The 11,681-nt window shown below is 70.7% G+C and carries 10 protein-coding genes; 7 read left to right on the top strand and 3 right to left on the bottom strand.

Annotation, left to right across the window (positions count from 1 at the left end; translation table 11 throughout):
• Nucleotides 1-63: 63 nt before the first annotated feature.
• Both Ahu01nite_RS19715 and Ahu01nite_RS19710 read right to left on the bottom strand, forming a co-directional pair.
• Nucleotides 64-1,269: an MFS transporter gene (locus Ahu01nite_RS19715; RefSeq protein ID WP_239158981.1), complete on the bottom strand. Its 1,206-nt coding sequence runs from the start codon at nt 1,267-1,269 to the stop codon at nt 64-66.
• On the bottom strand, nt 1,266-1,838 hold the full coding sequence (locus tag Ahu01nite_RS19710; RefSeq protein ID WP_239158980.1) for a winged helix-turn-helix domain-containing protein: 573 nt from the start codon (nt 1,836-1,838) through the stop codon (nt 1,266-1,268). Before Ahu01nite_RS19710 ends, Ahu01nite_RS19715 begins: the two co-directional genes overlap by 4 nt.
• A gap of 139 nt (nt 1,839-1,977) precedes the next feature.
• On the opposite strand from Ahu01nite_RS19710, the gene Ahu01nite_RS19705 reads away from it, so the two are divergent.
• The 3 genes from Ahu01nite_RS19705 (at nt 1,978) to Ahu01nite_RS19695 (ending at nt 4,414) form a co-directional block, all read left to right on the top strand.
• A complete protein-coding gene (locus Ahu01nite_RS19705) occupies nt 1,978-2,961 on the top strand; it encodes an ATP-binding cassette domain-containing protein (RefSeq protein WP_203838035.1) in 984 nt (327 codons plus the stop codon).
• Nucleotides 2,958-3,968: an ABC transporter permease subunit gene (locus tag Ahu01nite_RS19700; protein ID WP_203838034.1), complete on the top strand. Its 1,011-nt coding sequence runs from the start codon at nt 2,958-2,960 to the stop codon at nt 3,966-3,968. The genes Ahu01nite_RS19705 and Ahu01nite_RS19700 overlap by 4 nt, the downstream gene beginning before the upstream one ends.
• Before the next feature lie 101 nt (nt 3,969-4,069).
• Nucleotides 4,070-4,414, top strand: a complete 345-nt coding sequence (locus tag Ahu01nite_RS19695) for a DUF3263 domain-containing protein (RefSeq protein ID WP_203838033.1) — start codon at nt 4,070-4,072, stop codon at nt 4,412-4,414.
• A 7-nt stretch (nt 4,415-4,421) separates the two neighbouring features.
• On the opposite strand, the gene Ahu01nite_RS19690 is transcribed toward Ahu01nite_RS19695, so the two are convergent.
• Complete coding sequence (locus Ahu01nite_RS19690; protein WP_438874796.1) at nt 4,422-6,647, bottom strand: AAA family ATPase; 2,226 nt, start codon at nt 6,645-6,647, stop codon at nt 4,422-4,424.
• Nucleotides 6,648-6,718: 71 nt separating this feature from the next.
• On the opposite strand from Ahu01nite_RS19690, the gene Ahu01nite_RS19685 reads away from it, so the two are divergent.
• Genes Ahu01nite_RS19685 through Ahu01nite_RS19670 form a run of 4 tightly spaced genes read left to right on the top strand, consistent with a single transcriptional unit; the run spans nt 6,719 to nt 11,523 of the window.
• Nucleotides 6,719-7,342, top strand: coding sequence for a hypothetical protein (locus Ahu01nite_RS19685; protein WP_203838031.1), 624 nt, complete (start codon nt 6,719-6,721; stop codon nt 7,340-7,342).
• A gap of 45 nt (nt 7,343-7,387) precedes the next feature.
• Nucleotides 7,388-10,081 (top strand): alpha/beta fold hydrolase, encoded by a 2,694-nt coding sequence (locus Ahu01nite_RS19680; RefSeq protein ID WP_203838030.1) that lies wholly within the window; start codon nt 7,388-7,390, stop codon nt 10,079-10,081.
• Nucleotides 10,078-10,941, top strand: a complete 864-nt coding sequence (locus tag Ahu01nite_RS19675; protein ID WP_203838029.1) for an ABC transporter permease — start codon at nt 10,078-10,080, stop codon at nt 10,939-10,941. Before Ahu01nite_RS19680 ends, Ahu01nite_RS19675 begins: the two co-directional genes overlap by 4 nt.
• A gap of 9 nt (nt 10,942-10,950) precedes the next feature.
• Complete coding sequence (locus Ahu01nite_RS19670; protein WP_203838028.1) at nt 10,951-11,523, top strand: TetR/AcrR family transcriptional regulator; 573 nt, start codon at nt 10,951-10,953, stop codon at nt 11,521-11,523.
• Nucleotides 11,524-11,681: the final 158 nt, after the last annotated feature.

Raw genomic sequence — 11,681 nt, 5'->3', positions numbered from 1 at the left:
TCGGGACGTGCCGCCGGTCGGGACGCTGCCACCGGTGGGGATGCGGGTGAAGCCCGGCCGCTTCTACGCGGCGGCCGGGTTCAGTTGGCGCCAGGTTGGGAGGATGAATGGGGTGAGCGTGACCAGCACGTAGATGCCGCCGCCGATCAGCAGGGCGGGGTGCAGGCCCAGGCTCTCCACGGTCAGGCCTCCGAGCAGGGCTCCGACCGGTACGCCCGCCCAGGAGCACGCCGTGATGGCGCCGAGGACCCGCCCGCGCAGGTCAGGAGGGATCCGTTCATACCCGACGGCGGACAGGATCGGGTTGATGGCTGCGGCGAGGAAGCCGGAAACCAGCACCACCATCAGTACGGCCGTCAGGTCATCGGTGACCGCCAGGGCGAAGAGTCGCACGGGCCCGCCGAGCAGGAAGCAGATGGCGAACGTCGCACGCCGGGGCAGGCGGTCGGCGAGGGTGAGGTAGGTCAGGTTGCCCAGCACCGCGCCGAGGCCGAACGCGCCGCCGATAAGTCCTAGGGTGGAGGTCGCGGCGCCGGTGTCGCGTACCCACACGGGCACGAGGACGGCGATGTAGGCCTGGTCGACGAGGTTCGTGAAGAACAGCAGCCCGACGATGGCGCTGATCAGGCTATCGCGCCGGAAATAGCCGAAGCCGGTGCGCAGTGCGGCCAGATAGCTCTCGGGTGCGGCGTCCCGGCGGCGAAGGGGTCGGACCGTGGTCGCGACGACGACGGCGCAGAAGGCGAAGGAAGCCGCGTCGACGGCCAGCACCCCGGCGGGACCGAAGACGGCGATGAGCACACCGCCCAGTGGCAGCCCGACGAGCATCGCCGTGCGGCCGATGCCGTCGAAGAGTGTGGCGCCGCGGGTTGTGGAGACGCCGGAGTCCGCGATCACCTGGGGCGCGAGGGCGTGCTTCGCGGTGTCGCCCAGCCCGGCTGCGGACCCGGCGACGATCATCGCGAGCACCAGGACGCCGAAGGAGAGGTGGCCGAGGGCGTGCAGCAGCGGGACCGAGCCGACTGCCAGGACGCTCACCGAGTCGGCGGCGATGGCTATGCGGCGGGGGCCTGCGCGGTCCACCAGCGGGCCGCCGATCAGGCCGGCCAGGACTAGCGGCAGGAGCTGGGCGAAGGCGACGACGCCGACCCGGGTTGCCGAGCCGGTGGTGGTCAGGACCAGCCAGGGCACGGCGACGGTCGAGACCCGGCTGCCCGCCATCGACACCGACTCGGCGGTGAGCAGGCCGATCAGGGGACGGCGGGTCATGGCCGGCCGGGGTCGCGGAGCAGGGGCAGCAGGTTCCATTGCAGGGAGACCCGCTCGCTGCCGTCGGCCGGGTCGTCGTCCTCGGGGTTGTGGGGCGGGTAGTCGTCCAGGACCGCTCTGATCCGAGTGCGCAGCTCGGCGGCCTGTGCCGGGGTCAGGCGCCGGGTCGTGTCGTTGAAGCTGGCGACGTCCTGCCACTGCCGGGGCATCGTGGCGAGCTCGGAGATGACCGCCTCGGCCAGCTGAAAACTGGCCGAGACCGTGGCTCGCAGGTAGCCCTCGGCCGCGCCGACATCCGCCCGGCCGGTGACCGCGTCGAGTGTGGTGCTGCGGTGGGCGGCTCGCCACCAGCGCTCCCGGCCGGAGCCGCGATCCGGGACGTCCTCGACGAAGCCGTGGGCTTCGAGTTGGCGCAGGTGGTAGCTGGTCGCGCCGCTGGACTGGCCGAGCAGTTCGGCGAGTTTGCTGGCGGTTGAGGGGCCGCGCTCGCGCAGCAGGCCGAGCAGCCGGACCCGCAGCGGGTGGGCCAGGCCGCGCAGTGCCCCGGGGTTGAGAACAACGTCATCCACAGATGCAAAGATATCTTTGCAAAGAAGTCTTTGCAAGAGTCGGCGCGGGACTTCGGCACAGTGGCGCGGGATGCATAGGGTGACCCAGGTCATCGTCGAACGAACAACGACCGAGCACGACCGAGCAAGGAGAACCGGCTTGAGTGCCGTCCTGGAGATAGCGGGTCTGCAGAAGACCTACCGCAGCCGGAAGGGGGTGCGGAAGGCGCTGGACGGCTTCGACATGGTCGTCGAGGCGGGACAGGTGCACGGCTTCCTCGGCCCCAACGGCTCCGGCAAGACCACCACGCTGCGTACGCTGCTCGGGCTGATCCGGCCCAACGGCGGCCGCATGGCGATTCTCGGCCGGGAGGTGCCCCAGGCACTGCCCGAGGTCGCCGGCTCGGTCGGCGCGATCGTCGAGAGCCCGCAGTTCTTCGGGAACTTCTCCGCTCAGGACACGCTGTCGCTTCTTGCCGACGCGGGCGGCGTACCCAGGACCAGGGTGTTTGAGGTCCTTGAACTGGTCGGTCTGCGGGACCGGTCGAAGGACCGGGTCAAGACCTACTCGCTGGGCATGAAGCAGCGGCTGGCGGTCGCGTCCGCGCTGCTCAAGAACCCGAAGCTGCTGATCCTGGACGAGCCGGCGAACGGGCTCGACCCGGGTGGCATCCGGGAGATGCGCGGGCTGATGGCCGGTCTCGCCGAGAGCGGGATGACCGTGCTGCTCTCCAGCCACATCCTGGGCGAGATCCAGCTGATCTGCGACTCCGTCACGATCATCGCGGCCGGGCGGCGGGTCGCTGCGGGTTCGGTCGCGGAGGTGCTTGCCACGCATGCTTCCACTTCGCTACGCGTACGCCTGGAAGCCGTCTCCGACCTCACTTCGTCGGCGGCAGCGTTGCGGGACGCCGGCGCCCAGGTCGTCGTCGAGCCGGATCACCTGATGGTCTCGGGGCTGGCCCAGCCGAGCGCGGTCACCCGCACGCTGGCCGAGCGCGGCGTCTACGTGAGCGAGCTCAGCCCGGTCACCGCCGACCTCGAGAGCGTGTTCCTCGAGCTGACCGGTACCGCGCCGGTCGAGGGCTCGAACCGCCAGGTGGATCAGACGGTGATGGCGCAGGCCGGAGGGTGGGGACGATGAGCCTCTACACGGCGGAGACGCGGCGGCTGGGCAAGCGCCGGTTCACGAAGTTCCTGCTGGGCGGCGTGGTCCTCGTCCTCATCGCGATCGCGGTGGGCATGTTCTTCGCCAACGAGAAGAACACCCCGGCGACGGTCGCCGCGGCGCAGGCGAAGGCCGACAGCGAATACCAGGCGGCGGTCCGGCAGTCGGCGCAGGACAAGCAGACCTGCGTGGCGGCCCAGGGTACGCCGGACGCGTCCAACTGGCCGCCCAGCTGCGACGACGTCTACCAGCCGCAGACGTCGGACTTCCAGGCCGCGTGGTACATGCCGGCCACGTTCGACTTCCGCGAGCAGTTCCCGAACATGATCACCGCGATGGCTGCGATCGTCGCGGTGGCGGCGTTCGTGATCGGAGCGTCCTTCGTGGGCGCCGAATGGGCCAGCGGCGGCATGATGAACCTGCTGCTCTGGCGGCCGCGGCGGCTGCAGGTGCTGGGCACCAAACTCGGCGCCCTGCTCGTCGCCCTGACCGGGCTCACCGTGCTGCTCTCGGCCGCCTGGACCGGCGCGTTCGCCCTGATCGCCGGCCTGCGCGGCTCGCTCGACTCGATGACCTCGGGTGCCTGGCAGTCCATCCTGCTGATGGAGCTGCGCGGTCTGGCCGTCGTGCTGGCCGCCGGGGCGATCGGGTTCGGGCTCGCGTCCATCGGGCGGCACACCGCGGTGGCGATGGGTGTCGCCGTCGGCGTGGTGGTCCTGCTCCAGTTCGGTCTCTACATCGTGCTGTCCATGGCGAACGTCGGCTTCGCCGAGGTCGTGCTGGCGACGACCTGGGGCACGGCCTGGATGAACAAGACCGCGACGGTCACGGACTGGAACTCCTGCAACTTCTCGGGGAACGGCGGCTGCACCCCGGACGAGCTCATTGTGAACTGGCCCGCGGCGGGTGGCGGACTGGCGGCGTTGCTGGTGGTCGTGGTCGGAATCGCACTATGGACTATCCGTAGCCGCGACATCACGTGAAGTAATTTGCCCTGGAAGGCGCGCGCGGGGGATCGTCGGCTGCGAGGATTACGGCGGTCCCCCTTTCGTGTGCGCTCGCCGACCACCTGCGAGGAATCCTCATGCAACCCGACGCCTCCACCGAGCTGCAACCCGAAGCCTCCACCGAGCCACAGCACGACGCCTCCACCGAGTCGCAGCACGTTCCTGCCCCCCGCGAGGGCGAGGAGCCCGCGCCCGCCCTTACCGACCGTGAGCTGCAGATCCTCGCGTTCGAGCAGAAGTGGTGGAAGCACGCCGGCTCCAAGGAGCAGGCCATCCGGGACGCTTTCGCACTGTCGTCGACCCGCTACTACCAGCTGCTCAACGGGCTGCTCGACAACCCGGCGGCGCTGGAGCACGACCCGGTGCTGATCGGCCGGCTCCGGCGCCTGCGATCAACCCGGGCCCGCACCCGCCGGCGCTAGCCGAAGATCAACCCCCTGAATGCGTTGACGCGTACGCCTCCAGCCACGCGACCTGCACCGGATCGAGCGACGGCCGCACCCGCTTGCGCGCGCTCGCCACATCATCAGCGGTCACGGTCGTGGCGTCGAGCGACTGACGCATCGCCGCCAGCGCCGCCTCGCGGATCAGCGCCGCGCAGTCCGCCGCCGAGAAGCCCTCGAGATCGGCGCCGAGCGCGTCCAGGTCCACGGCCTCGTCCAGCGGCACGGACTTGGAGGACGCGCGCAGGATCGCCGCGCGGGCCTCACCGTCCGGCGGCGGCACGAAGACCAGACGCTCCAACCGGCCCGGGCGCAGCAACGCCGGGTCGATCAGGTCGGGACGGTTCGTCGCGCCGATCACCACCACGTTGCGCAACGCCTCCACGCCGTCCAGCTCGGTGAGCAGTGCTGCCACCACCCGGTCGGTGGTCCCGCCGTCGGTGGCCTGGCCGCGGGTCGGGGCGAGCGCGTCCACCTCGTCCAGGAAGATCAGCGTCGGCGCCGCCTCCCGGGCCCGGCGGAACAACTCGCGGACGGCGCGCTCGCTGTCGCCGACCCACTTGCTGAGCAGCTCGGCGCCCTTCACCGAGAGCACGTTCGCCTTACCCGTACCCGCGATGGCCTTGACCAGGTACGTCTTGCCGCACCCGGGCGGGCCGTAGAGCAGCACCCCGCGCGGGGGCTGCACCCCGAGCCGGGCGAACGTGTCCGGATAGGTCAGCGGCCAGAGCACCGACTCGGTGAGCACCTCCTTGACCTCGGTCATGTCACCGACGTCGTCGAGGGTCACGTGGGCGACCTCCAGCGTGGAGTCGGCCATCGAGGTCGGGCGGACCACGTCGAGCGCGGCCTCGAAGTCGGCCATCGCCACGGTCGGCGACTCGGTCTCCTTCTGCCGCAGGGCCGCGTGCACCCCGGCCTCGCGGGCGAGCGCACCCAGATCGGCGGCGACGAAGCCGGGCGTACGGCCGGCCACATCGTCCAGCCGCACGTCCTCGGCCAGCGGCATCCCCCTGGTCAGCACCCGCAGCTGGTCGTTGCGCATGGACGTGTCCGGCAGGGGCACCGCGAGCTGCACGGCCAGCAGGTCGGGCGCGCGCAGTGAGGTGTCGACGGACTCGGGGCGGCTCGTCGTGCAGACCACCGCCGCGCCGGAGCCGACCAGATCGGTGAGCACCTGGCGGAAGACGGTGGCGAGCGGGCCGGGATCCTCGCGCGGGGCGAGCGCCTCGACATCGCTGATCAGCAGCACGCCGCGCTCGGTGGCTTTGAGGTCGCGGGCCAGGTCACGCAGGCGGGTGGCCGCTGAGTCGTTGGTCAGCGCGGCCAGCTCCGGCGCCCACACCGAGCGGACCTCCGCACCCACCCCGGCGGCGACCGCGCGGACCAGGGCCGACTTGCCGGAACCGGCCGGACCGGTGACCAGCACGCCGAGCGAGACCGTGGTGCCCAGCCGGTTGAGCACCTCGCGATGGTGGAAGCCGAGGTCGAGCAGCTCGGTCAGCTCCTGCGCCTGAGCCCGCAGCCCCGGCAGGTCGTCGATGCTCGGCGGGGGCATTTCAGGATCGGTGGAGGCCGGCTGCTGCTGCTGAACTACGGCGACCGGCTGCTCCGGGCGTACCGATGAGAGTCTGGTGCCCTGCCAGGCAACCACCGTGTCCATCGTGACCAGCGCGCCCTCGGCGTCCTCGACCTCGACCACCTGCAGGAGCTGGCTGGTCCAGAGATAGCCCACCCGGTTGGCCAGGCTCCGGCGGACGCCGTCGATCAGCGCGCGATGCCCGGCCTGCGGCAGCACGTCCTGCGGCAGCAGCGAGACGTCGTCGCCGGCCGTCACGACCTTGCCCAGCAGGGCCAGACGCAGCATCTCCCCGGTCACCACCGCGGTGATCTCCGGCGGACCGGCGAGCGTGACCCAGCGGGCCGCGACCACGGGCAGCGGCGTCACGGTCACCTCGTCGCCATCGCGCAGCTGCAGGTTGCCGATGGTCAGATCGTCGGCGTAGAGCGCCGCGCGGCTCGCCCCCGCGTCGGCCCGCGCCGCCACACCCGCCGTGGTCCGGCGCCCGGTGAGCCGAAGTGGATCGCCGGGATTGATGGCGAGCGCGGCCATCACCTCCGGATGCAGCCGGACGATGCCGCGGCGGGGAAGCTGCCCGGGTCGTTCGTGCACGGTCAGCGTGAGGTCGTCGGGCACCGGCGAGCCTTCCATTCGGCCTGGGACATGCTTGGGGCTAGGTTGACACGCTATCGCCGTCAGCCCAGCCGGGGAGGCTCACCGCTATGAGGCACCGTTACGCCGCAGTCACCGTTGCTGCGATCACCCTGCTCGGGGTCGCCGCGTGTTCCAAGGACGACGACAAGGACGCGGGGGCCTTCGTCAACCCCGATCCGGCCGCGTCGTCGGCGGCGCCGAGCTCCGAGGTGCCCGAATCCGCTGCTCCGGGGGCGAAGAAGGGGCAGGCTCCGGTGGGCAAGGGGTCGTCGGAGGTGCTTGCGGCGGGTGGGCTTGGGCCGTACCTCATCGGGGTCGGGCAGAAGGATCTTTCCTCGGCGAAGCTTGTCGGCAAGGTCACGAAGAAGGGCGACTGCGCGACGAGTGCGGGGCTGAGCAAGTACGACACGCCCGCGCTGGCGTTCAGCGACGGCAAGCTCAAGCGGGTCACCGTGACGAGCACGGCGGTCAGCACGCAGGCCGGCGCGAAGGTCGGCACGACGTACGACCAGGTCAAGGCCCTGTATCCGAAGGGTAAGCAGCTCGACGACTGGATCGGGGCGAGCGCCTGGTACACCGTCGACGGCAAGAACGCCCTGTTGTTCCGGATCGACAACGGCAAGGTCGCCGCGATCATGGTCGGCGAGGCCCAGACGGTCCAGTTCTACTTCACCGATCAGCAGGGCTGCTGACGGTTCACAGCTCATGCTCAGCGGCACGCCGATAGCGTTGCCCGCATGTCTGCCCTGACGACCCGGCTGCGCCGTGCCCTGCCCCGCCTCTCGCGGCGGCGGGCCGTGGCCGGTGGCGTGGTCCTCGTGCTCGTGGCCGCGCTGGTGACCTGGGCCGCGCTGCCCGAACGGCACTCCTGGACCGCCACCGACCGGATGATCACGGTGAACTCCGGGCCCTCGGGCACCGAGCCGATCACCCTCGACACCCGTTTCTATTTGCCGAAGGACCACTCGGACAAGGTTCCGGCGGTGCTGCTCGCGCACGGATTCGGGGGTACGAAGGAGTCCGTCAGCGACGACGCCGAGTCGATCGCCGACCGGGGCTACGCCGTGCTGACCTGGACCGCCCGCGGTTTCGGGCGCAGCGGCGGCGAGATCCACCTGGACAGCCCGGACTACGAGGTCAAGGACGCGCAGCGGCTGCTCGACTGGCTCGCCGCGCAGCCGTCGGTGCGGACCGACGCGGCCGGTGACCCCCGGGTCGGGGTGGTCGGCGGCTCCTACGGTGGCGCGCTGGCGCTGATGCTCGCCGGCGTGGACCAGCGGGTCGACGCGATCGTCCCGCTGATCACCTGGAACGACCTGACCACGTCGTTCTTCCCCTCGGGAGTCTTCAAGAAGAGCTGGGCGGGATTGTTCTTCGGTTCTTCCTCCGGAGGCTCCGACCCTGCCTGCGGGCGTTTCGCGGCGGATGTCTGCGCCGCGTATCTGAAGATGGCGACATCCGGCACGCCGGACGCCGCCACGACGGCGTTACTGGCGAAGTCGAGCCCGGCCTCGGTGCTCGACAAGATCAAGGCACCGACCCTGCTGATCCAGGGCGAGGTCGACACGCTCTTCCCGCTCTCCGAGGCGGACGCCAACGCCAAGGGCATCGCCGCGACCGGCACCACGGTCCGGGTCGCCTGGTTCACCGGTGGCCACGACGGCGGCGACGGGCCGCAGACCGACCAGGACCGGACCCACGCGCTGACCGCCCAGTGGCTCGACCACTACGTGAAGGGCGAGGGCGCGGCACCCTCGAACAGCTTCACCTACTCGCGGGTCGCCGGGTTCAGCGCGCTCGACCGGGGCCTGGTTACCAACGGTTACTCCGATCCCAGTTACCCCGGGCTGTCCGGGACCGGGAGCACTTCGCTGTCCGTGACCGGCGCCGCGCAGCGCATCGCCGCGCCGCCCAACGGCAACCCGGCCGGGCTCTCGTCGCTGCCGGGTGTCGGCGGTCAGCTCAGCTCGCTGCTCGGTGGCGCCGCCGGTGACCTCGCCGGCCAGCACGCCACGTTCGATTCGACACCGTTGACCAGCGCGATCGAGGTGGCGGGCGCGCCGAGCGTCAAGCTGCGCGTCGCGTCGCCGACCGGCTCCGCGACCGTGTTCGTCAAGCTCTACGACGTCGACCCGACCGGGGCCGAGACGCTGAGCGGCGGCTTGATCGCGCCGGTCAGGCTCACCGGCCTGCCGGCCGAGATCAGCGCTGCGCAACCGGTCACCGTGACGCTGCCGGCGATCGTCCGGCGCATCGATCAGGGGCATACCGTACGCGTGGTGGTCGCCACGTCCGACCAGGCGTTCTTCACCCCGGCCACGCCCACGGTCTACACCGTCGCCGTGGAACCCACCCTCACGGTGCCCACCGTGGTCGGCACGCCGATCGCCAACCCGCAGGTCATCTGGCGGTGGGTCCTGCTCGGCGTGCTCCTGGTCATCGTCGCCGGCGTGGTCCTGACCGTGCTGCTCACCCGCCGACGCACTCCCGCCAAGGTCGACGAGTACGCCGACACGCCGCTGATCGTGCGTGACCTGCGCAAGGCGTACGACGACGGGTTCGTGGCGGTCGAGAAGGTCGCCTTCCGGGTCGAACGCGGGCAGGTCGTCGGTCTGCTCGGCCCCAACGGCGCGGGCAAGACCACCACGCTGCGCGTACTCATGGGCCTGACCATGCCGACCTCCGGGGACGCACTGGTGTTCGGCCAGCCGCTCGTGCCCGGGGCGCCGATCCTGTCCCGGGTCGGCGCGCTCGTCGAGGGCCCCGGGTTCCTGCCACACCTCAGCGGCTACGAGAACTTGAAGGCTTACTGGCAGGCAACCGGCCGCCCGGTCGCCGACGCCCGCTTCGACGAGGCGCTCGAGATCGCCGGGCTGGGTGAGTCGGTGCACCGCCGCACCAAGAACTACAGCCACGGCATGCGGCAGCGGCTCGCCATCGCGCAGGCCATGCTCGGCCTTCCCGACCTGCTGGTCCTCGACGAACCGACGGACGGCCTCGACCCGCCGCAGATCGCCGAGATGCGCCGGGTGCTGCGGCGCTACGCCACCGACGGGCGCGCGGTCCTCGTGTCCAGCCACCTGCTCGCCGAGGTCGAACAGACCTGCACCCACGCCGTCGTGGTCAACAAGGGCCGGATCGTGGCCGCCGGCCCGGTCGACGACATCGTCGGCGAATCCCCCTCGGTCCAGCTCGGCGTCTCCGACGTGGCCGCCGCCTCGAAGGTCCTGGAGGGGCTCAACGTCCGCGGCGTCACCCCCGACGGCGACTCGCACCTGATCGTCGACATGAACGGCACACCCCGCGAGGAGGTGGTGGCATCCCTGGTCAGGGCCGGTATCGGCGTGGACCGGATCATGCCCCGCCGACGCCTCGAAGACGCATTCCTGGCCCTGGTGGGCGACAACTCGCGAGGAAGTGGCGACCGATGACCGTTTCAGAGGCCCCAGCCGCGGGCTACCGCCCCGCTGCCACTCTGCCGATCCGGGCGGAGATCAGGCGGCAGGCGGGCCGGAGGCGTACCCAACTGGCCCTTGGTTTCATGGTCCTGCTGCCGTTGATCATCCTCATTGCCTTCGAGTTCGGCGGGGGCGACGATGACAACAACGGCGGCGGGGCGTTCTCATCGCTCAACGACCTCGCCACGTCGGGCGGGCTGAACTTCGCGCTGTTCAGCATCTTCGTCTCGGCCAGCTTCCTGCTGGTGGTCGTCGTCGCGCTGTTCTGCGGCGACACCGTGGCCTCGGAAGCCAGCTGGGGCAGCTTGCGCTACCTGCTGGCCATCCCCGTGCCGCGGGCCCGGCTCCTCGGCGTGAAGCTCATCGTCGCGCTCGGCTACTCCCTGACGGCGCTGCTCACTCTGGCCACCACGGCCCTGCTCGTGGGCACCCTGCGCTACGGCTGGCATCCCCTGGGCAGCACGGTGTCAGCGGAGATCCCCGCGGGCGAAGGCGTGCTCCGGCTCCTCGGCATCCTCGGTTACCTCGCCGTGGTCCTGCTCGGCGTCGCCGGCCTCGCCTTCCTGCTGTCCGTCGTCACCGACGCCGCCCTCGGCGCGGTCGGCGGCGCGGTCCTGCTCTGGATCCTGTCGAGCATCCTCGACCAGATCACCGCCCTCGGCTCGATCCGCAACTTCCTGCCCACCCACTACAGCGACGCCTGGCTGGGCCTGCTCTCCACCCCGATGCAGACCGACGACGTCGTCAAGGGCGCCATCTCGGCGATCTGCTACGCCACCCTGTTCTGGTCCGTCGCCTTCTACCGCTTCACCCGCAAGGACGTCACTTCCTAGACTGGGTGGATGGCTCGATGGCAACCTGACGCGCGCGAACGCCTGGAGAAGGCCGCCCTCGAGCTCTTCACCGAGCAGGGCTTCGCCGAGACGACCGTGCCGCAGATCACCGCCCGGGCCGGCCTCACCACGAGGACGTACTTCCGCCACTTCGCCGACAAGCGTGAGGTCCTCTTCGCGGGCGAGGACGAATACCCGGCGAAGGTCGCCCGCATGGTGGCCGAAGCCCCGCCGGGCCTCACCGCGATGGCCCTGATCGCCCACGGCCTGCACACCATGGCCGCCACCGCCTTCGAGGGCCAGCGCGCCCGCCTCAAAGCCCGCCAGGCAGTCGTCCAGTCCGACGAAGGCCTCCGCGAACGCGAACTCCGCAAACTCTCCGCCATGTGGGAGGCCATCACCGATGGCTTCCAGACCCGGGGCTTCGACAACCTGACCGCCACCGTCGCCGCCCGCATCGCAGTCACAGCCTTCAACGTCGCCATCGAACGCTGGCTCGCGGCCCCCGACGATCAGCCCCTCACCGGTTTTGTCGACGAAACCCTGAAGTCACTGCGCTCCATCACCGCGGAACCGTTCTAGGGCCTGTTCATAACTGGGGTCGGAGCGAGGCGGAGTCCAGATTTCGGCTGGGCGCGGCCCGTGGAAGCCCTGATACCGGTGTTGTATCTGGGCTTTCGCGGGACGTGGTCAGGCGGGATCTGGGCCCGCCGCAGCCCGGCCTCAGTTGTGAACAGGCC

The organism is Winogradskya humida, from assembly GCF_016862215.1.
Classification (GTDB): domain Bacteria; phylum Actinomycetota; class Actinomycetes; order Mycobacteriales; family Micromonosporaceae; genus Actinoplanes; species Actinoplanes humidus.
Note: the sequence above shows the minus strand (reverse complement) of the source record. Positions and strands in the feature narration are given on the sequence as shown.

Bases quoted from the DNA above. Each gene is read 5' to 3' on its own strand.
- Ahu01nite_RS19715 (WP_239158981.1), bottom strand. From the start codon at position 1,269: ATGACCCGCCGTCCCCTGATCGGCCTGCTCACCGCCGAGTCGGTGTCG.
- Ahu01nite_RS19700 (WP_203838034.1), top strand. From the start codon at position 2,958: ATGAGCCTCTACACGGCGGAGACGCGGCGGCTGGGCAAGCGCCGGTTC.
- Ahu01nite_RS19695 (WP_203838033.1), top strand. From the start codon at position 4,070: ATGCAACCCGACGCCTCCACCGAGCTGCAACCCGAAGCCTCCACCGAG.
- Ahu01nite_RS19690 (WP_438874796.1), bottom strand. From the start codon at position 6,647: ATGGAAGGCTCGCCGGTGCCCGACGACCTCACGCTGACCGTGCACGAA.
- Ahu01nite_RS19685 (WP_203838031.1), top strand. From the start codon at position 6,719: ATGAGGCACCGTTACGCCGCAGTCACCGTTGCTGCGATCACCCTGCTC.
- Ahu01nite_RS19680 (WP_203838030.1), top strand. From the start codon at position 7,388: ATGTCTGCCCTGACGACCCGGCTGCGCCGTGCCCTGCCCCGCCTCTCG.
- Ahu01nite_RS19675 (WP_203838029.1), top strand. From the start codon at position 10,078: ATGACCGTTTCAGAGGCCCCAGCCGCGGGCTACCGCCCCGCTGCCACT.
- Ahu01nite_RS19670 (WP_203838028.1), top strand. From the start codon at position 10,951: ATGGCTCGATGGCAACCTGACGCGCGCGAACGCCTGGAGAAGGCCGCC.